Origin of the sequence: Chitinophaga cymbidii (genome assembly GCF_007992715.1) — a bacterium.
Classification (GTDB): domain Bacteria; phylum Bacteroidota; class Bacteroidia; order Chitinophagales; family Chitinophagaceae; genus Chitinophaga; species Chitinophaga cymbidii.
Genome location: NZ_BKAU01000005.1, coordinates 689,278 through 709,502, shown reverse-complemented (window position 1 = coordinate 709,502; position 20,225 = coordinate 689,278). Strand labels below are relative to the sequence as shown.

15 protein-coding genes are annotated in these 20,225 nt (G+C 52.4%); 11 read left to right on the top strand and 4 right to left on the bottom strand.

Features of this window, described 5'->3' with window-relative positions:
- Nucleotides 1–6: 6 nt before the first annotated feature.
- The 3 genes from CCY01nite_RS21520 to CCY01nite_RS21510 all read right to left on the bottom strand — a co-directional run bounded on the left by CCY01nite_RS21520 (nt 7) and on the right by CCY01nite_RS21510 (nt 3,236).
- Nucleotides 7–1,383: a Kelch repeat-containing protein gene (locus CCY01nite_RS21520; protein ID WP_146866097.1), complete on the bottom strand. Its 1,377-nt coding sequence runs from the start codon at nt 1,381–1,383 to the stop codon at nt 7–9.
- A 120-nt stretch (nt 1,384–1,503) separates the two neighbouring features.
- Nucleotides 1,504–2,589, bottom strand: coding sequence for a FecR family protein (locus CCY01nite_RS21515; RefSeq protein ID WP_146866095.1), 1,086 nt, complete (start codon nt 2,587–2,589; stop codon nt 1,504–1,506).
- 77 nt (nt 2,590–2,666) lie between these two features.
- Nucleotides 2,667–3,236 (bottom strand): RNA polymerase sigma factor, encoded by a 570-nt coding sequence (locus CCY01nite_RS21510; protein ID WP_146866093.1) that lies wholly within the window; start codon nt 3,234–3,236, stop codon nt 2,667–2,669.
- Between the two features lie 498 nt (nt 3,237–3,734).
- Between CCY01nite_RS21510 and CCY01nite_RS21500 the strand changes: the two genes are divergently transcribed.
- The 4 genes from CCY01nite_RS21500 (at nt 3,735) to CCY01nite_RS21485 (ending at nt 9,518) form a co-directional block, all read left to right on the top strand.
- Nucleotides 3,735–4,841 carry an AAA family ATPase gene (locus CCY01nite_RS21500; RefSeq protein ID WP_146866091.1) on the top strand — a complete coding sequence of 369 codons (1,107 nt, stop codon included), beginning with the start codon at nt 3,735–3,737 and terminating at the stop codon, nt 4,839–4,841.
- Nucleotides 4,842–4,912: 71 nt separating this feature from the next.
- Nucleotides 4,913–6,835: a PAS domain-containing protein gene (locus CCY01nite_RS21495; protein ID WP_146866089.1), complete on the top strand. Its 1,923-nt coding sequence runs from the start codon at nt 4,913–4,915 to the stop codon at nt 6,833–6,835.
- Nucleotides 6,836–6,890: 55 nt separating this feature from the next.
- Nucleotides 6,891–8,477 (top strand): FMN-binding glutamate synthase family protein, encoded by a 1,587-nt coding sequence (locus CCY01nite_RS21490; RefSeq protein WP_146866087.1) that lies wholly within the window; start codon nt 6,891–6,893, stop codon nt 8,475–8,477.
- A 3-nt stretch (nt 8,478–8,480) separates the two neighbouring features.
- Nucleotides 8,481–9,518 (top strand): winged helix DNA-binding domain-containing protein, encoded by a 1,038-nt coding sequence (locus tag CCY01nite_RS21485; protein WP_146866085.1) that lies wholly within the window; start codon nt 8,481–8,483, stop codon nt 9,516–9,518.
- A gap of 13 nt (nt 9,519–9,531) precedes the next feature.
- Here CCY01nite_RS21485 and CCY01nite_RS21480 read toward each other — a convergent pair whose 3' ends face one another.
- A complete protein-coding gene (locus tag CCY01nite_RS21480) occupies nt 9,532–11,928 on the bottom strand; it encodes an ABC transporter permease (RefSeq protein ID WP_146866083.1) in 2,397 nt (798 codons plus the stop codon).
- A 235-nt stretch (nt 11,929–12,163) separates the two neighbouring features.
- Here CCY01nite_RS21480 and CCY01nite_RS21475 point away from each other — a divergent pair, with 235 nt between their 5' ends.
- The 7 genes from CCY01nite_RS21475 (at nt 12,164) to CCY01nite_RS21445 (ending at nt 20,225) form a co-directional block, all read left to right on the top strand.
- A complete protein-coding gene (locus CCY01nite_RS21475) occupies nt 12,164–13,168 on the top strand; it encodes a sensor histidine kinase (protein ID WP_146866081.1) in 1,005 nt (334 codons plus the stop codon).
- On the top strand, nt 13,168–13,863 hold the full coding sequence (locus CCY01nite_RS21470) for a LytR/AlgR family response regulator transcription factor (RefSeq protein ID WP_246129999.1): 696 nt from the start codon (nt 13,168–13,170) through the stop codon (nt 13,861–13,863). The genes CCY01nite_RS21475 and CCY01nite_RS21470 overlap by 1 nt, the downstream gene beginning before the upstream one ends.
- A 116-nt stretch (nt 13,864–13,979) precedes the next feature.
- Nucleotides 13,980–14,267 carry a hypothetical protein gene (locus CCY01nite_RS26665; protein WP_186831192.1) on the top strand — a complete coding sequence of 96 codons (288 nt, stop codon included), beginning with the start codon at nt 13,980–13,982 and terminating at the stop codon, nt 14,265–14,267.
- The gene (locus CCY01nite_RS21460) at nt 14,254–14,778 is read left to right on the top strand and encodes a class I SAM-dependent methyltransferase (RefSeq protein WP_186831191.1); all 525 of its coding nucleotides are present in this window, start codon (nt 14,254–14,256) and stop codon (nt 14,776–14,778) included. Before CCY01nite_RS26665 ends, CCY01nite_RS21460 begins: the two co-directional genes overlap by 14 nt.
- Nucleotides 14,779–15,052: 274 nt before the next feature.
- Nucleotides 15,053–17,683: a hypothetical protein gene (locus tag CCY01nite_RS21455; protein WP_146866073.1), complete on the top strand. Its 2,631-nt coding sequence runs from the start codon at nt 15,053–15,055 to the stop codon at nt 17,681–17,683.
- Nucleotides 17,684–17,687: 4 nt separating this feature from the next.
- Complete coding sequence (locus tag CCY01nite_RS21450) at nt 17,688–18,944, top strand: carboxypeptidase-like regulatory domain-containing protein (protein ID WP_146866071.1); 1,257 nt, start codon at nt 17,688–17,690, stop codon at nt 18,942–18,944.
- A 39-nt stretch (nt 18,945–18,983) separates the two neighbouring features.
- Nucleotides 18,984–20,225, top strand: coding sequence for a DEAD/DEAH box helicase (locus CCY01nite_RS21445; RefSeq protein ID WP_146866069.1), 1,242 nt, complete (start codon nt 18,984–18,986; stop codon nt 20,223–20,225).

Below are 20,225 nucleotides of genomic sequence, written 5' to 3'. Positions count from 1 at the left end.
CGTGTTTTAGTTAAGACCGCCCTTCCATATTTCAGCAACGTTCGTGTACTGGTTGCCGTTCTTTGAACGACCGCCGAATACCCAGATCACGTTGTCATTCACGAAAGCACTGAAATAAGCGCGGGCCGGGTAGTTCCCGGGCAGTGCGCGCACGTCGCCGGCTTCTGTTTTCGTCCAGTTCACGCCATCATCTTCCGAAACCCAAAGATCGGCCTGCGTGCCTTCCGCGGTTTCTCCGCCAATGAGCAGCATCTGGTCGTTATGCACGATCACCTGGTGTCCCTGGCGTGCGGTGAATGCTGTGCTGGTGGTTACTTCCGTCCAGGTAAGCCCGTCCGTGCTGGTCCATACATCGTTCAGATAAGTTTTACCATTGTCGATCCCACCAATTAGCCAGATCTTGTCTTTATACACGAATACGGAAGGATTGCAACGTGGCGTAAATGCGGCGGCGTCCGTTACTTTCGTCCACGTATTACCGTCTGTAGTATTCCACACATCATTATAAGCCGTGCCGTTCGAATTGGTGTTGCCGAATGCGGGGTAGCCGCTGCCACCGATCACCCAAAGCTTTCCGTTGAATACTACCGCGTTGATGCGTTCCCGTATGCTCCAGCGGTCTGCTGCATTTACAGGTTCGGTTGCCGTCCAGGTAAGCCCGTCGGATGAGCTCCACACTTTATTGGTCACCTTGCTGAAATTAAACCCGCTACCGGGAATATGTCCGCCCAGTATCCACATTTTGTTATTAAAGCCGGTCACCAGCGCGCCATGTTCCGCCATCGGGATGGAATCGCCGTTGTTGTCAGCTGCCTTCAGGCGCGTCCAGGCAGCGCCATCCGCAGATTGATATACGCCAAATGAAAAGGCGCCGAAAGAGCCGATCGTGGATGCTACCGCATAATACTTGTCGTTGAAGAACCCGGCCTTCACATCATGGAAAGCGCCAAAGCCCGCGTCCCCGGACTTCTGCCAGGATACGGTCTTCGGATCCAGCTTCGCCACGTTCACCTGCACGGTGTACTGGCGGGAAGTAACCCCGTCTTCCGCCGTTACGGTATACACCACAGGATTCGTGTAGTCATTAACGGTAGTGCCGGATTGCTGAACAGTAGCGCCTACTTTTACAGTAGCGCCGGCAACAGTGGAGAAACTGGCCGTGAGTGCGGACGCATCGGTCTGAAATTCAAGACTGTCTTCGTTGAAGATCTTCATGGTTGTCTGGTCTACCGTGAACTCCACTCCCGTTGAAGGAATGCTGAATTCGGTGATCCCCGCAAGGTTGCTGCGTTTGTCCTCTTTCTTGCAGGACGCGAAAAGGAACAGGCCCAGCGTCAAGGCGCCGGACAGATAATGGTTGATCGAAATGTTGTTGAAGCGCATAGTATTTGATTGAATTATTGGCAATAAGATTCCGCACAGCTCCTAGCTGCGTTTTTAAACAATCAGTTTGCGGTCCATAAACTGCGCTTTGCAGTCCCACGTAATGTGGGCAGGGAATAGTTACTTTTTGATCAGGTATATCACATCGCTGTATATCCTGCATTCAAGGTGCATCGTGTTGCAGATGGCCGTCAAGACCTCCTGCAGGCTTGCATCTTTAAATTCACCAGTATAGTGTTCGTCCGTTTCCAGCGGTACGGTGAAGATCACATTCAGGCCGTACCAGCGTTTGAGCTTGTCCGTAATTTCTTTTTCTCCGGCCTGGTTAAAGACCAGTTTGCCGTCTTTCCAGTTAGATATCTCTTCATCTGTATGCAGGCTGACATCGGTGCTGCCATTGTTCTTGTTGAAGGTCATCTGCTCGTTTTCCCTGACCACTACCGGTTTCCGGAGTTGTACCAGCGGATGCGGATCGCCGTCCTTCATTTCGTGTATGACAGTTGTCGCTGAATCCATTTTCTTTGCGGGCCGGAGCTTCGTCAGCGGCCAGGTTTCCCGGTTGCGGTCTATTTCCGCCTTTCCTTTCTCGACAGACACCGTAACGGTGCTGTCTGACGGGAAGGCCGAAACATTGATCTGCCCGCCTTTGGCCCTTGCCACGATCTCTTTCGTTTTGATCACGAGCGAGCGGGAAGTATCTTTCAGCTTGAAATAAGCCTCTCCTTTCAGATATACGACGGGATGCAGGGTGACTTCCGAAGGGAACATCAACTCCGATTCCGCATTCAGATACACTTCAGAGCCATCGCTCAGCAACAGTTGCGTGCGTTGCCCTTTTCCGGTCTGCGCGCTGCTGAGCACCCATTTGCCGGCAGCCTGCACCGAGCGCTTCTTCATGTAGTTGCCCATCCAGATGCCTGCGGCAAAAAACACTAAACTTGCCGCCGCCGCGTATGTCCATGTCCGCCTGCTCTTTCGCAGCGCTACTATTTTGCTGTCCTGTTTCTCCGCGGCCAGCGCCTTTCCGAACATCTCCTCAAAAGCCGGCACCGGCGCTGTTTCCTTCCTCTCCTCTTTCCAGTATGATTCTATCCATGCCAGTATTTCCGGCCGTTTGGTAGTATCGGCCAGCCAGGAATTCACCTTTTGTATTTCTTCAGACGAAGCGGTGTTTTCGAAATACCGCTTTAAGAGGTCCTTTTCCACAGATGCTGTTTTAGATTTTCTGCCGGTACATATAGCATACACCTGAGTATGCTTTTGCACCTACGCGGGTAAAAAAATTATTTGAAAATAATGAGAGCGATGGTAACGAGGGTGGTTCCGTAACCGTGGCTTTCGAGGTTTTTGCGTATGATCTTCAACGCTTTATTCAGCTGGTTTTCTACGGTGCTCCGGGAAATGTCCATTTCCTCGGCTATCTGTGCATTGGTATATCCTTCCAGCCGGCTTTTACGGAACACGGCCCGGCACTTTTCCGGCAATTGCTGCATGGCTTTGCCGATCAGGTCCTGCAGCTCCCTTATCTGTACGGCGGGGTCTTCCTGCTTACCGGCATGGGCGCTGACTTCCCGGAAATAATTCTGCTGGTGCCCGATCTTGCGCACATGATTATAGATGAGGTTCTTTGCGATGGTAATAATATATGCTTCAAAAGGCTGGCCGGGATCTAAACGGTGGCGGTGCACCCAGGTGCGGATAAATGTTTCCTGCACGATCTCGTCCGTTTCCGCGTTGCTGGCATGAAATTTTGCAGAGAAGGCCGCGAGGCGCGGAGCGTAACGCTCGTAAAGCGTACGGAAGGCTGCGGGATCGCCGGAAATAAGTTGCTGCACGAGCGCCTGTTCATTCATTGATTGATGCGTGATTGTGTGATCCGGTGTGGGGTAAAGATAGAAAGTTTCCCCGCAAAGCTCAAGCCTGAATTACAAAACCCCGTACCTTAACAGTACGGGGTCGTTCATTGTCAATTGTGCTCCTTCTTTTTTGGGGTCAGCAACGGGATGCTTTTTGGGGTGCAAACGGACTATTTTGGGGTGTAATGGATGAGGAGCGTTTGATAAATCTCTTTTGATGACACAAAGATGCTATGCCTTTTTCTTTCATAAAACCGGTATTTGGTATCTGGCCGGATTTTTTGGATAGCTGGCAGCTCTGGGGAAATAACTGTTTCACAAAAATACGGCCGCACCTATCACTATCCCTTTTCGCCCGGCACCACTAGCGATGACCGCATTCAGCACGATTATTGGCGTTACCTTCAGGAGATCCCGCAACGGGCACGTGCGGACGGATTCCCACTGGACGCGCAACTGGAAACGGGCCCGCTTAAACCATGAAAGGAGGTAATTATGTGGACCATCAGCAACAATAAATCCTGGGAACAGCTCGAACAGCAATTCGACTGGGTGAGAGACATGCGGGGCATTCCGCAGGACCCGGTGCATCATGCCGAAGGGAATGTGGACGTGCATACCCGCATGGTGCTGGCGGCGCTGGAGCAGGACCGCTTTTATCAATCCCTTTCTCCGCAGGACCGTGAAACCCTCTGGGCCGCGGCCCTCCTTCATGACGTGGAAAAACGCAGCACCACGGTCACCGAACCGGACGGCAGGATCACTTCCGCCGGCCACGCCCGCAAGGGGGCGCAGACGGCACGGGGCATTCTTTACCGGGATGTGCCCGCGCCATTCCCCATCCGTGAGCAGATATACGGCCTGGTGAAACACCACAGCCTGCCGCTGTGGCTCCTGGAGCGGCGCGACCCGCTGAAAACGGCCATTCTCGCCAGCCTGGAAGTGAACACCGAATGGCTGGCGCTGCTGGCGAGGTCCGATGTGCTCGGCAGGACCTGCCATGATCAGGCAGACCTCTTGTACCGGATCGACTGCTTCTCGGAGTTCTGTAAAGAGCATGGCTGCTGGGGCACGCCCCGCCCCTTCGCTTCCGGCCAGGCCCGTTTGCACTACGTGCAGAAAGAAGACGGCTACCCGGATTACGTGCCCTTTGACGTACCCGCGGCAACAGTGATATTGATGAGCGGGCTTCCCGGCGCCGGTAAAGACACTTTCGTCCGGAAAAACTTCCCGGACCTGCCGGTGATTTCCCTGGACGATATCCGGCAGGAACGCGGAACGCCCGCAACCGATAAAACCGGCAACGGCCAGGCGATACAGGCCGCCAAAGAAAAAGCGCGGGAACTCCTGCGGCAGAAGAAAAGCTTCGTATGGAACGCGACCAATACCACACGCCAGATGCGGAGCCAGCTGATCAGCCTTTTCCTGGATTACAAGGCCGAAGTGAAGATCGTGTATGTGGAAGTACCCTATGCGCAGCTGCTTCATCAGAATAAAAACCGCGAAACAGCAGTACCGGCATCCGCCCTGGAAAAACTCGTCCGTAAGCTGGAAGTGCCTGCCATATGGGAAGCGCAGACCGTAGAATATTTTTACCATTAAAAAATCGCTGAAGCATCAGCGATTTTTTCTATTTTCAGGAATGGTTGCGGGTTAGCCTGAAAAACCATTTTATGAAACGACCGATCACACCTACTACAACTGTTATAGTGTACGCTATATGCGGCATCGTATGGATTCTCGCTACCGATACACTGCTAATCGAGCTTCCCTGGAAAATGTCTTTCGACCGGCTGTGGCTGGGACAGCATTTCAAAGGCGTCCTCTACATTTTACTATCCAGTTTCCTCCTGTACGGACTTATCAAAAGGAACATGGCGCGGCTGGAGCTTTCGCAGAAGGCCTACATGCGGATGTTCCGCGAGAACCCGCAGCCTATGTGGATCTTCTCCACAGAAAATTTCCGCTTCCTGGAAGTGAACGACGCCGCGGTCAACCTCTACGGTTACAGCCGCGAAGAGTTTTTGCGGATGACGATACTGGACATCCGGCCGCCGGAGGATATCCCGAAGCTGCAGCAAAACCAGGGAGAATTTCGCGGTGGCATAACTTCCGGCGGACAGTGGCGGCATTATAAAAAGGACGGCACGCTCATATACGTACGCATCCAGGCGTTTGAAACGATGTACGACAAGCATCCTTCGGAAGTGGTGAGCGTATTCGACATTACCGATAAATACATGGCCGATGAAGCGCTGAACAAACAGGAACAGTTGCTGAAAGCGATGATCAACAGTACGGAAAACATGGTATGGGCCGTGAATACGCAATTGCAGCTGATCGCCCTGAACAATTCTTTCCGGCATCACTCGGGGCTTTTTACCGGTATCAACGAACCCGCGCCGTTCTGGGAGGAATATTACCGGAAATGCCTGAACGGCGAGCGGCAGCTGTTTGAATATGTCATTCCGGGCAACGACGAAAAATGGAAATATGCTGGGCTGTCTTTTGAACCGATCATACATCAGGAAAAGATCATCGGCGTCGCTTGCCAGGCGTGGAATGCAACAGAGAACAAGGAAAACGAGCTGAAGCTCAAAAAAGCGCTGGAACGGTATGATCTGCTGTCGCTCGCCACCAACGACGCCACATGGGATTATGATCTTGCCTCGAATGTGATCACCTGGAACGAGAAAATGCAGCAATGCTACGGGTTCCGCGGTACGGGTGCGGATGTTTCCTATTGGCAGGGGCGTATCCACGCGGAAGACAGGGAAAGAGTGATACGCACCATCGAGGAAGCCATATGGCGGAAAGAACGCCGCTGGCAGGCCGAATACCGTCTCCTCGGGCTGAAAGACCAGTACCGCCATGTGGTCAGCCGCGGCTATATCCTCTATAACGAACAAGGAGAGCCCTTCCGCCTGATCGGAGCGTTAATGGACGTGGAAGACAAGGTCAGGCAGCAGGAAGAAATACGCAAACTCTCCCTCATCGCCAGCATGACCCACAACCCCGTGATCATTTCCGATCCCGAAGCGCGGATAGAATGGGTCAACAAAAGCTTTGAAGACCTTTCCGGCTATACCCTGGAAGAAGTGCGGGGCCTGCAGCCGAGCACGTTCCTGCACGGACCGGAAACTCAGGAGGCTACGATGCAGGAAATACAGGAAAAGCTGGCCACAGCGCAGCCCTGCGTGGTGGAAATACTCAATTACAGCAGCGTGGGCCAGCCCTACTGGGTGCTGATGGACATCACGCCCGTGATGGATGCTTCCGGGAAACTGGAGCGCCTCATCACCATACAGACCAATATCACCGAAAAGAAAAAGATCGTGGAGCAGCTGCAGGAAAAGAACAAGCTGCTCATGGAAGTCGCCTACATCAGCTCCCACCGCCTGCGGAAGCCCGTTGCGTCCATGCTTGGCGTAATGGCGCTGATGGACAAGGAAAACCTCGCCAATCCCGAGAATGAACGCCTCCTCGGCTTCATCGAACGGTTAACCAATGATATGGACGCCATGCTGCACGAGCTGGCGGACAAATGCAATCACATCTATCTGGCAGAACAGTCACAAAATGATCATCCCCTTTAAACAGCCGTAATGCTTTATTGCCTACATTTGCCATTGGTCAAAAAATAAGTTAGCAATGCGTAAAGGATTTATTGTCAGCGGGCTGATAGGGATCATTGGCACAAGCCTCCTCGGATGGTATGCCAGCCCGTGGTGGTATGTAGTGCTCGCAATGATTGTAGCGCTTTTTATTATGGGTATTAACGATATGATGCAGACGAAACACTCCATCATGCGCACCTACCCTGTTTTCGGCCGCATGCGGTACTGGATGGAGGCCCTTCGCCCGAAAATGTACCAGTATTTCGTGGAATCGGACATCGACGGGCGCCCTATTAACCGGATCGACCGCTCTACCATTTACCAGCGCGCCAAGCAGGAAATGGATACCATGCCCTTCGGCACGCAGCTGGACGTGTATGAAGAAGGATATGAATGGATGAGCCATTCCATTTCTCCCAAAGATTTTCACAAGCTCGATCATAATCCCCGCGTAACCATCGGCAACAAGGATTGCAGGCAACCTTATTCCGCCAGCATCTTCAACGTGTCCGCCATGAGCTTCGGCTCCCTGAGCAGCAACGCCATCGAGGCGCTGAACGCCGGCGCAAAGATCGGTGGCTTTGCCCACAACACCGGGGAAGGCGGCATCAGCCCCTACCATCTCAAGCACAACGGCGATATCATCTGGCAGGTGGGCACCGGGTACTTCGGTTGCCGCGATGATGACGGGAACTTCTCTCCCGAAGTGTTCGCCAAAACAGTATCGCTTCCGCAAATCAAAATGATCGAATTGAAATTGTCGCAAGGCGCAAAACCCGGCCACGGCGGCATTCTGCCCGCAAAGAAAAATACGCCGGAGATCGCTGCCATCCGCCACGTGAAGCCGAATACCACTGTTTACTCCCCGCCCTTCCACAGCGCGTTCAACAGCCCGAAAGAGCTGGTGCTGTTCCTGCAGCAAATGCGCGAGCTGTCCGGCGGCAAGCCGGTAGGTTTCAAACTGTGCATCGGCAGGAAAAGCGAGTTCATTGGTATTTGTAAAGCGATGATCGAACTGGACCTGTATCCGGATTTCATTACGGTGGATGGCGGTGAAGGCGGTACCGGCGCGGCGCCGCAGGAATTCTCCAACCATGTGGGCGCTCCCCTGCTGGACGGACTGGCATTCGTGCATAACATGCTCACCGGCTTTAACATCCGTCATCATATCAAGATCATCGCTTCCGGCAAGATATTGAGCGGTTTCCACCTTATCCGCGCCATCGCGCTCGGCGCCGATGCCTGCAACAGCGCGCGCGCCATGATGATGGCCCTCGGATGCATCCAGGCCCTGCAATGCAATTCCAATAAATGTCCTACCGGCGTGGCTACACAAGACCCGGCGCTGACGATCGGCCTCGTGGTTTCCGACAAAAAACAGCGGGTGGCCAATTATCATGAAGACACCCTCCGCACTTTCGTGGAGCTGATGGGCGCCGCCGGTATAGAGGATTACAAGAAGCTCACGCGCTCGCATATCTACCGCCGCGTTTTCATGAATGAAGTGCGCACCTTCGAAGATATTTTCCCTTCCCTGGAACCAAGCTGCATACTGAACAACAAGATTCCGGAGAAGTATAAACAGGATTATGAAATGGCGCATGCCGACAGATGGTATTAGCATATGAAACCCGGAGACATCCTGCTGCACCGCCTTTATCACCAGCAGATCGCGGCCACTGCCTTTACAAAACCTGAACAGATCGTTTCATGGCTGACTGCCATGCAGTCGCAGGAATATGCACAGGCAAAATGGGCCATCGGCCTGCGCGTTCCCGGCCTGCGCGATGCGGATGTGGAGCAGGCTTTTAATGAAGGCAAGATCCTGCGCACGCACGTCATGCGCCCTACCTGGCATTTCGTTTGCCCGGAAGATATCCGCTGGCTGCTGCAGCTCACGGCTCCGCGCATTCACCAGCTAAGCGCGTACTATTACCGGCAGGCCGACCTTGATGCGGGCATCTTCCATAAAGCGCACAAGATCATCGCTAAAACGCTCGAAGGCCATCAATATGCCACGCGCACCGTGCTGCAGGAAGCGCTGCGGAAGGGGAAGATCATTGCAAGCGGCGTGCGGCTGGCCTACATCATGATCTATGCCGAGCTGGAAGGACTGGTTTGCAGCGGCCCGCGGGAAGGGAAACAATTCACCTACGCCCTGCTGGAAGAACGCGCCCCCGCTGTGAAGCCACTGGCGCGTGAAGACGCGCTGGCCGCGTTCGTCAACCGGTATTTCACGTCGCGCGGGCCAGCTACGGTACAGGATTTTGCTTACTGGTCCGGCCTCACCGTTAAAGATGCCCAGGATGGCGCCGCACAATTGCCTTCCACCTTCATCCGCAAAATGATCGATGGACGCGAATATATTTACCTGCCCATCAGTCCCGATAAAAAACTGAAGAATGCCACTTTCATCATGCCGGATTACGATGAATACGGCATGAGCTATAAAGACCGCGAAGCGCTGATGCCGCCGGAGCATGTGAACGGCGTGTTCGATCACTGCATGGTGGTAGATGGAAGGATTGCGGGAAGCTGGAAGAAAGCGCCGAAGAACGGGATCACTACAATACCTTTTATTGCATTGAGCGACGCCAAACGCAAAGCATTGGAGAAAGCGGTGAAAAGATATACGGCATTCCAGGCGGGAGCGGTTTCATGAGCGCGGGGACCAATCATTCCGTCCGCAGCGATCTCACCGGGTCCATCAGCGCTGTTTTCACCGACCGGTACCCAACAGACATCACCGCCACCACAAATGTGATAAGTATCGCCAGGCCAAAGATGCCGGCGCCGATCTCCACGCGGTAAGCAAAATTCTGCAACCAGTTGTTCATCACCCACCATGCCAGCGGCGCGGCCAGCACAAAGGCGATCAGCAGCAGCCAGGTAAATTCCCTGCCGAACAGCCAGAGAATGCTCCGGACGCTGGCACCCAGCACCTTGCGGATGCCCACTTCCTTGTTCTTTTGCGCCGCCATGAAAGATACCAGTCCATACAACCCCAAACAACCGATCACGATCGCAATGAAAGCAAAGACCTGCACAAGGTTCAGCAGCATCCGGTCTTCCTGGTAAAACCGCCCGATCCGCTCGTCCAGGAAATCATATTTATACACATGATCGGGGAAGGATGCGTTCCATGCTTCTTCAATGGCCGCCAGCGCCGGTTTCAGGCTGCCGGCATGAATTCTCACGGCGCATCTGCCATACCAGTTAATACCGGTGATGATGCACAGCGGGTTGATAGCGTCGTGAAAGGATTTGTTGTGAAAGTCTTTTACAACGCCCACTACTGTACCTTTTCTGCCGTTGATGCGGACGGGCTGGCCGATCGCTTTTTCCGGCGAGGGAACGTCCAGCTTCTTTACGGCGGTTTCATTCAGCAGAAATTCGCGGCCGGTATCCGAGGGAAACATATTGCGTCCGGCGACCAGTTGCAGGCCGAAAGTGGGAACGTACCGGTCATCGCCGGCCTTGTAGTAAATATCGAAGTTTTCGGGATTGCTGCGGCCACCGTAGATGATGCGCGCGCTGTAGGTTTCGTTGCCCGCGGGCTCTTCCGCGAAGAAGCTCACGTCTTCCACGCCGCTGATCTGTGCGAGACGGCCGCGTAGGGTGCTGACGGTGGCGGATTCACGCACCGGCACCTGCAGCATAACGACCGCCTCTTTATGGAATCCCATATCCGCCTGCTTCGCGAAACGCATCTGGTGAGCGATCACCAGCGTGCCGATGATCAGCAATTGCGAAATAGCAAACTGGGCAACGACCAGTCCCTTTCTCAGCGGGAAACCACCGATGTGCTTTTGGGTCAATTTCCCGCGAAGGGCCACCACGGGCTGAAAGCCTGCCAGCACAAGGCCGGGATAGGAACCCGATAAAAATATGACCACCAGCAGCAGCACTGCTAAAAAAGCCAGCAGCTGCGCGTCATGCAGCAGATCAATGTTCAGCTGCAACCCAAAATAGTGGTTCACCGCCGGCAGGGCCAGCTGTGCGAGAATAAGCCCCAGCACCAGCGCCGCCGTAGCGATCACCGCCGTTTCCGCGATGAACTGCCAGAAGAGTTGCGCCCGCCGGCCACCCAGCACCTTGCGCACGCCGATCTCCTTTGACCGGCCCAAAGCCTGCGCCGTAGCAAGGTTCACAAAATTCATGCAGGCCGTGATGATCAGGAACAGACCAATAAAAGCCAGCGCCAGGAGGTTCTGTTTGTCCACCTTCCCGTCTATCTCCGTATTGAAATGAATATCCCGCAGCGGCTGAAAGCTGAAATGGAAGCCGGCCCTGCTCCTGTTATAATATTTTTCAGAGAACGCGGGTAGCATGTTATCTACCGTGCCCAGCGCCACGCCGGGTTTCAGCAGCACATAACATTGCAGGATGCTGCTCGTCTGGTACCAGTTGGTATCATCGAAAGAGCCGTGGAAAGCATCGAGGTTGTCGTAGGAAACGTAGATCTCCTGTTTGCGGTCGGTGTTAACGGGCAGATCGCGGAGGATGCCGGTGATGCGGAAGTCCAGCCGGGTGTTATCGAAGCGGTTGGTGAGGCGGATCACCTGGCCGATGGGGTCCGCATCGCCAAAATATTTTTGCGCGATCCTTTCCGTAACAATGGCCGTATTCGGTTCGGTGAGGATGGTTTGCTGATCACCGCGCAGGAGCGGAAAATTAAAAATGGAAAAGAAATCCGGCTCCGCAAAGGACACACCATGCTCTTCCTGGAACTTCAGGCCATCGCCGGAAAACGGCGCCGCTACCGGCAGATCCCCGAAAGTGGCGATGCGGGCTACTTTTTCAGCAAAGGCATAATCTTCCCGGAAAGCCTTGCCCAGCGGGGGCGGTACACCGGCGCCGCAACCCGTTTTTCCGGTCTTCTCTTCCGTGACCACGCGGTAAATCCTGTCTTTCTGCTGGTGAAAATCATCAAAGCTCAAATGGTATTTTACGAGGCTGAAAATGAGAATGGCAGCGGAAATGCCGAGGGTAAGCCCGGTAATGTTCACAAGGGTGTAAGCCTTCCGGCGTTTGAGATTTCTAAAAGCGGTCAGGAAATAATTCTTCAGCATGATGCATTTGTTTCACTCCGGTCTTTGTGCAATAAAACTGCCATATTTCTCTTTGTGTACAGATGGATCAGAATTGAACATTTATATATTATCAAATATAACATATTAAATAGCCCTGTTCATTTCCGGACGGGTGCCGTCCATTAATGGGAAACGTCCATCGCGGGATGTCTGCACATTTGCCGCTGTTGTCTATTCTTTGCGGTCTTATGGCCGCAAGTTGCTAAATTGGAGGATGCGATATTTCAATATTTCATTGCATGTACTGATCTGGGGCTCTCTCCTGCTGCTTCCCTATTTTATTTCAACACCGCAAAGCGACTACCGCATAGGTCCTGTGCCGGGACTGTTTTTCACTTTATCTGGATTGATACATATGGGCATTTTTTACGGCCATGCCTTTTACCTCTATCCGAAGCTGTATAACCGGCGTTTATGGTGGCTGTACCTGCTATCGCTCCCGTTGCTGCTGGCACTCTCCTTCGGGCTGAAATCCCTGATGGCAACGGTATGGTTCCCGGACATCAGGATAAACGAACGCACCGCCAGGTTTATCTACGCCCCCTCCGTGGGAGCGCTCATCATCAGTATCGTTTACCGGAATGTGCTCAACAAGTTCAAAGCAGAAAAAGAACAGAAAGAACGGCAGGCCGCGCAATTGCAGACAGAATTGAAATTCCTGCGCTCGCAGGTGAACCCTCATTTTCTTTTCAATGTATTGACGAACCTCGTGGCGCTTGCCAGGAAAAAGTCCGACCGACTGGAACCCGCGCTCATCATGCTTTCCGACCTGATGCGGTACATGCTGTACGATTCCCAGGGGAAAAAAGTGCCGCTACAGAAAGAGATCGGATACCTCGAAAGCTACATCGCCCTGCAAAAGCTGCGTTTCGGCAGTGACGTGGAGATCTACAGCGACCTGTCCGCCGGCGATAACGATCACCCCTATACGATCGAGCCGATGCTCCTGATCCCTTTCATCGAAAATGCCTTTAAACACGGAATAGACTATATTGCACAACCGGAGATCAGCATACGGTTGGCGGTTGACGGCGATGAGCTGCGCTTTGAAGTGATCAACCGGTATCAGCCGCAATCCACCGGCAAAGATGAAAGCTCGGGCATCGGGCTGACCAACGTGAAAGCCCGGCTGGAACTGCTATACAGGAACAGGCACAAACTGATCATCCATGACCGCGACGGTCTTTTTCATATCACCCTCACATTGAAAACCAGATGATGCGTTGTATTGTTATCGATGATGAACAGCTGGTCCGCGAGCTGCTGAGCGACAACATTGCGCAGGTGCCGTTCCTGGAACTGGTGGCTACCTGCAAAACAGCCATGGAAGCGGCGGACATCCTGCAACGGGAACAGGTGGACCTGATGTTCCTGGACATACAGATGCCCCGCATGAACGGCCTGCAGTTCCTGCAAACGCTGCCCCATCCTCCCATGGTCATCCTCGTTACGGCATACGAGCAATACGCCCTCGAAGGGTATAACCTCAACGTGCTGGACTACCTCGTAAAGCCGTTCCCCTTCGAGCGGTTCTTCAAAGCCTGCAACAAAGCTTATGAGCTGTTCCGCCTGAAGCAGCAGCCTGCCATGCAGGAAGAGCCGTACTTCTTCGTGAACGTGGAATATACCCTGGTGAAGATCGTGGTATCGGATATTGAATATATTGAAGGATTGAAAGATTACATCAAGATACACCTCTCCTCCGCGCCGTACCCGGTGCTTACACGAATGACGATGAAAGCGGCGGAAGAAGCGCTGCCGCCCGGCGCATTCGTGCGTACACACAAGTCCTACCTCGTGGCCGTGCGCAGGATCACGGCTGTTAAACGCGACCTGGTATGCATCGGCGAAAAGGAAATACCCGTGAGTGATTTTTATAAAGATAATGTGACCCGCCTGCTCCGCCGCCCGTAAATTCCCCGCTTCATCGCAACAATTCCCCGCCTTGTCTACGTGGCAAATTCCGCACGATACAGTGTTTTAGTTTTGGGATAGCAACGATGTTTTTCTCACCAATAAAACTGAAGATCATGGGATTTGCATTCATCATTATCATACGGATACTTTTTGCCGCCTGTATGGTATTCATTATCGGTTTTGTGTTCGGTTCCTTTTCAAAGCGCCCGGTGCTGCGGACCCTCACAAAAATAGCGGCCATCCTGGCCATCGTACTGTTCTTCATGTCCAACGTATTCCTGATGCGCTTCGGCCATGCAGGCTGGCGTGACCGTTACGGGCATGGTTGCCGGTACGACAGCACGGTCCATCACGGCTATCATCCGCAGAAAGTCGTTTCTTTACAGTATGATGGCTCCTGATGAACGTTTTAGCTGGGCATTGTCCGTGATGGACATACCGCCCGCCGCACACGTACTGGAGATCGGTTGCGGGCATGGCATCGCGGTATCCATGATAGCGCCCCTGCTCACTACCGGCTCCATCACGGCTGTAGACAAGTCCGCCGCGATGATCGCGAAGGCTGCAACCCGGAATGCCGGGAACAAAGCGGCCCTGCTCACCGGTGGATTTGCAGACGTACCTCTCCTCCGCCAACGGTACGATATCATTTTCGGGTTCAACGTGAACATTTTTCAAAAGCCTCCCGGCGTGGAAATGCAGCGGATAAGGAAGCTGCTTTCTCCGGGAGGCTTGTTATATGTTTTCTACCAGTCGCTGCCCGGCGGGAACGTGGCCGGGATGAAAGGCATGGCGGAACAGATTCAGCTGCAGCTGGAAACTGGCGGATTTGAAATACAAAATATTCACTTTAAAAAAGTTGGAACCGGATCATGTATTTGTTTAATTGGCAAATCTTTATTAGAATTGTGATCAGCAAGTCACTCCAAAGACCGGCTAGTTCCAGCAGAGAGAAGACAGCCCCAAAAGATGGTGATAAATGTTTTTTATTTCCTTATATCTAAAAAAGCGATGTAGAGCGCACAAAACTTAATTCTTGCACATATGGATACGTGATCTCAATCTTCTAAAACCAGAAGCAGGATGTTTCATGCATATAACGCGCATCCTTGAATATATGACGTTTCCCTACCCTCAAATAAACAATATGCACATCCCAGCTTATAGACCGCTATTGGTATTATGTATGCTGCTGTTGTGGCTGTCCGTGAAGACAGTAACAGCGCAGTCAGCCCACCCATTGCGGGGCCACGATGCTTCCCGCAAATACTGGTTGCAGAAAAACGATACTCCGCTGATCCTTATTCAGATCAACGAAAAGGGAGAGATCAAAGCGCCTCCTCCTGCGGGGTTTGCGCTGATGGAAAAAAGGTCCTACAACATACGGGTTATCGTAGATTCGCCGCACACCGCACACAAAGCGCTGCTTAAATACTTGCGAGAGCAATGCCTTGCTGCTTATGAGATACTCGATAACAAGCAACTGTCCACCCTACATATTTATGTCGATCTGTATGGCCGGGCCGACTTGGATACGCTCAAAGCACAGCTATGGGCGCTTGCGGATATCCTAGACGAAGAAGATGTCCAGGAAGCCCTGAAAAACAGTCCACATAATTTTGACCGTCTCCTTGGAAAAGCATTTCTGACGCAGCAGCTCTTTGGCACTATTTTCACCCTCCGTTTTGGGAAAAAAGACATCTCCCTGCCTTTTGATCAAAAAGCTGTGCTGGACACCACCATTACCACAGTAGATGAAAATGTCAGGCTTCCCATCCTGGTAGCCGACATGAAAAAGCAGTTCATTCGCGCCTATTTCACCGCCAGCAGGGATACCATTGCCCCATTGATCGACGGAATGAGACCCAGGGTTTTCTATGATGACATACTACCCGCCGCTGGCGGCATGTCTAAAAAATACGAGGATTTGCTGAAGGAAGTCAAAAAAGAAGACGGGCCTTTTATCTGTGATGACGACGTGCTGAACCGCTTCAGAAAGCTTAACGAACAATTTTACGCCAACACGCTGATCAGGATACTGCGGACAAAATGGCTCCTCTGCTGGACCTGGTATATGGCGGGCGACCTTCGGCTCAACCCACTGGGTTTTACCGACAAGGCATTGCTGCCGGTACTAAAAGGCGACACCAATAAAGTGAAGGATTACAATGCGTATGTTCAGTCTGCCAAACAGTTGATGATCCACTCGAACGAACTGAACGAAGCGAAAATAAATTACAGGTTGATGGATAGCCTGCTGCGCTTGCAAGGGAAAGGGGAAGAACTTTTCGGGGAAGCTGCCCAGAACAGCGCACAAGAAACGAGAAACAAGGAAAGCGCTGCCACAGGTCAGAAAGTATTGCACACAATCAACAGCAGCACGATGCGGGTAGTCTCCGGCAGGAAGCCCCACCTATATCTATTGTTGTCCTATAATGCGGCGAACAAGCTGAAAGGTAGCACCCATAGCAAAACAATCACCTATACCGCTGATGTAACGGCAGAGGCCATGGCTTACAATATCGCCGCCGGCCAGCAATTCCAGGTAAAGCAAAGCAGCTCCCCGATACCCGACAAATCCAGCGTGATCAGCGAACTTGACAACATCGGCAGCATTGCGGAAGCAGCATTAACGGCCGCTAACAGTGCGGTGCCGGGATGGACGCAGATGATAAATATCAGCAGTCCTCCTTCCCCTCAGCCATCCAGCATACGGGTAGGCTTCCTTGCTACTCCCTCCGTAGGGGCCGCAGCACCTCATATACCCGAAGCTACTTTTCTTAAAAGCAAGCCGTCATTTCGTGTGCGGGTACACAATGAAGGAAGGAACCAGCTCATTCTCCTGGAAACCGGTACCGGAGGAAGACTGATACACAAAGTAAATATTGCAGATTCCATGTGGAAAGTAATGCGCACATATTGCTATGAAGTAAGGAATGATATCATGGAGGAAATGCAGCAGCAGATCAGGAACGATACTTCAGAAACATTCTTCCTGTTCGAGGAAGCAGAACTGGCGTTTTATAAGACTGCAGAACAGCTAAGAATTCAGGTGAACGGAATCATGGAGAAGATACATGCAAAATACTTCGACAGAAATACACAGGCCGTTTCAGATACGATTCTTGCCCGCATACAATTCCTGAACGGAGCAGGCACATTCTTTGGATATCCCAAATACATACTACCGCCCGCCATATTCAAAGCTCAAGCGGATACAATACCAGCTTTCAGAAATCAATATGAAACGCTCGCTACCACCGAGACGCCGCAGAAGAACAGTCTTGAACCGCTAATCACCGATAAAAAGACCGGTGAAACGGTCGTAAAAACAACGGATTCCTACAAATCCGCCAAACCCCACTTCATCACTTCCAGCCTGGGCGTAGCATGGATACCCAACAGGTTCCAGAGAAGCGATGCTACCCTATCGAACGGTACGATCACCAATACACGGGACGAAGCCAACATCAGGCTTATCACAGGCATTCATTTCCATCCTGTCAGGATCATCCTGGCGGACGACCGTTCGGTGTTCCGGATGAAAAGCTTCCGGGAAGTTGCCAGCAGAACATCCCTGTTCCTGGGCGCGAGCTTTCCCAAGCCGCTATACAACCTTCATTTTGGCGGGTCAGTGGATATATGGACAGGTGTAAAAGCCTCAGCCGGTATTCACGTATACAGATATACGAAATATACAGTACTGAACAACCAGGTAACGAAAGAAGAATCGAAATATCTGTCCAACGGCCTTTTCCTTAGCCTCTCCATCACACCAGCAACATTCGTTAAACTAATCGGGCTATTCAATCTTTGATACCATGAAATCATTATACATATTATACGCTGTCATCTTCCTGCTTGTGTTTTCCACCTGCAAAGACGATGATATGGGCGGAGACCTTACAGGCAGTGAATATATACGTGGCCGCCTCTTCCTCGTGGACACCCTGACGCAACAGGCCACCGGTACGCCGCTCGCCAAAAAGAAGATCAATATCAAATATGCTTCCAGCACAGATACGCTCAACTATCTCTTCACCACTACTACCGACGATGAAGGCTACTTCTTGTTCAGTAATCTGAAGGAAAACACCAGCTACCGCCTCCTTTATGAAGAAACGGTCAATGGCATTCTGTATATGGCTGATTCTGCGGCAACCGCTCCTACGGACACCATGCGCCTCATTGCCCGCCTGGCGGACTCCAGGCAAAACGGTATTCATATTATGACGACAGACATCAACGGAGGCGTAATAAAAGATGTTTCCATCTGCATCTTCAACAGTCCTTCCCTTGGGTATACGAGTGGTTCCTGCGACGGCAGCAACTATACCATTACATCCAATGCGGCCGGGCAAGCATTCCAGTTCGGCCTTCCGCAGGGCAAATACTACCTGTTCGCAACGGCAAAGATTAAAGACCTCACCCTGACCGTAAAAGATACACTGGAAATAAACGGCCAGGTGAAATATGACACGCTTCGGTTCAGCCTTCCCAACAGCAACAATGGCTTGCAGTATACTGTGCTTTCACCGGAAGGCAATCCTGTCAGCGGTGCGGAAATATGCATTTTCTCGGGAACGAACACCGGATATCTTGACAATTCCTGCGATGGCAGCAATTTCCAGCTCACAACAGATGTAAGCGGAAAGGCTTCGCGGTCGGCATTCACGCCCGGCACCTACTATCTGCTTATCAAAGACACGGTGAATAAAATTCCCTTCATGGCGAAAGATACCATCACCATCGGCAATACCGTGTTGAACGAAACCATCCGCCTTAAGGCTCCTAATGGTATCCTTGCAACAGCGCTCGATGCGGAAGGCGCGAGGCTTCCCGGGGTTGACATTTGTATATTTACCAGCGGACTGCTCTTCCAACGGGATACCTGCGAGGGCAGCAACTACCAGTTGAAAACCAACGTCCAGGGAACAGCGGCGCAATACGGCCTTGCGCCCGGCAGGTATTTCGTGTTGGGTACGCTGAAAGTGGGCAACGACACCTGGATAGGCCGGGATACCGTGGATGTGGCGGAACTGGTGGAAGAACCCGTACTGATGCTCCGCAGGAAATGACCGGCTATTTCTCTACCTTTGTGCCGTTAAAGCAGCGACATGAAATTTGAGCAATACCGCATTTCCGAAGAAATAAAAAGAAGTCTGGAAGAACAGGGATTCAAACGGCCGACCGACATCCAGTATAAAGCCATTCCTTCCATCCTGAAAGGCGACGACGTACTGGCCATCGCACAAACAGGAACCGGCAAGACCGCTGCTTTTGCCATTCCCGTTCTCCATCTGCTCCAGCAGCAGCGCCGCTCCCGTACCAAAGGGGAAGTGAAATGCCTCGTGATGGTGCCCACCCGGGAACTCGCCATCCAGATCGCGGAAGTGTTCAAAAAGCTCGGGAAATATACCAAAGTGGATATCATGGGCCTCTTCGGAGGCGTGGAGCAGGAAGCGCAGATCAAAAAACTGGATAAAGGGGTGGACGTACTGATCGCTACGCCGGGCAGGATGTTCGACCTGATCAGCCAGGGGCACCTGGACCTCAGCCATGTGCGCACGCTCATCCTCGATGAAGCGGACCATATGCTGGACCTCGGCTTTATCCGCGACATCCGGGACGTGATCAAACACCTGCCCCGCCAGCACCAGACCCTCTTTTTCTCCGCCACCATCGACACAGAGATCAAGGACATCGCCTATTCCATCGTACGCAATCCCATCCGCATACAGATTTCGCCGGAAGACCCGGTATCGAAGAACGTCAATCATTCCGTAGCGTATGTGGAAATGGACGATAAACGCTTCTTCCTCGAAAGGCTCATAAGGGAATTCCCCGAAAACAAGATACTGGTGTTCGTGCGCACGAAAGTGCGCGCAGAGCGCGTTTTCGCCGCCATGCAGCGGGTAGGCGTCCCCACGTTGACCATGCACGGCGGCAAGGAACAGGAAGACCGGCTGTCCGTCATGAATGAATTTAAAAAGGGTGACGTGAAAGTGCTGATCACCACCGACGTGAACGCCCGCGGCATAGACATTCCCAATGTGGACTACGTGGTCAACTACGACCTGCCGGACGAACCTGAAAACTATGTACACCGCGTGGGCCGCACCGGCCGGGGCATTCAGAAAGGGCAGGCCGTATCTTTCTGCAGCGCGGAAGAAAAACCCGTGCTCGAGGCCATCCAGGCCTATCTTGGTAAAGAGATACAGGTGATGAAGATCGACAAGAACGATTACCGCGAAACCATCAGCTTCTCCGAAGACATCCCCAACGACAACTGGCAGCTGCTCATCGACCAGCATGAAAAAACGCTCAAAGAGAACAAACGGAAAAAGAAAAAGCGCTGA

Bases quoted from the DNA above. Each gene is read 5' to 3' on its own strand.
- CCY01nite_RS21500 (WP_146866091.1), top strand. From the start codon at position 3,735: ATGTGGACCATCAGCAACAATAAATCCTGGGAACAGCTCGAACAGCAA.
- CCY01nite_RS21470 (WP_246129999.1), top strand. From the start codon at position 13,168: ATGCGTTGTATTGTTATCGATGATGAACAGCTGGTCCGCGAGCTGCTG.
- CCY01nite_RS21495 (WP_146866089.1), top strand. From the start codon at position 4,913: ATGAAACGACCGATCACACCTACTACAACTGTTATAGTGTACGCTATA.
- CCY01nite_RS21520 (WP_146866097.1), bottom strand. From the start codon at position 1,383: ATGCGCTTCAACAACATTTCGATCAACCATTATCTGTCCGGCGCCTTG.
- CCY01nite_RS21485 (WP_146866085.1), top strand. From the start codon at position 8,481: ATGAAACCCGGAGACATCCTGCTGCACCGCCTTTATCACCAGCAGATC.
- CCY01nite_RS26665 (WP_186831192.1), top strand. From the start codon at position 13,980: ATGGGATTTGCATTCATCATTATCATACGGATACTTTTTGCCGCCTGT.
- CCY01nite_RS21460 (WP_186831191.1), top strand. From the start codon at position 14,254: ATGATGGCTCCTGATGAACGTTTTAGCTGGGCATTGTCCGTGATGGAC.
- CCY01nite_RS21445 (WP_146866069.1), top strand. From the start codon at position 18,984: ATGAAATTTGAGCAATACCGCATTTCCGAAGAAATAAAAAGAAGTCTG.
- CCY01nite_RS21480 (WP_146866083.1), bottom strand. From the start codon at position 11,928: ATGCTGAAGAATTATTTCCTGACCGCTTTTAGAAATCTCAAACGCCGG.
- CCY01nite_RS21510 (WP_146866093.1), bottom strand. From the start codon at position 3,236: ATGAATGAACAGGCGCTCGTGCAGCAACTTATTTCCGGCGATCCCGCA.
- CCY01nite_RS21490 (WP_146866087.1), top strand. From the start codon at position 6,891: ATGCGTAAAGGATTTATTGTCAGCGGGCTGATAGGGATCATTGGCACA.
- CCY01nite_RS21455 (WP_146866073.1), top strand. From the start codon at position 15,053: ATGCTGCTGTTGTGGCTGTCCGTGAAGACAGTAACAGCGCAGTCAGCC.
- CCY01nite_RS21475 (WP_146866081.1), top strand. From the start codon at position 12,164: ATGCGATATTTCAATATTTCATTGCATGTACTGATCTGGGGCTCTCTC.
- CCY01nite_RS21450 (WP_146866071.1), top strand. From the start codon at position 17,688: ATGAAATCATTATACATATTATACGCTGTCATCTTCCTGCTTGTGTTT.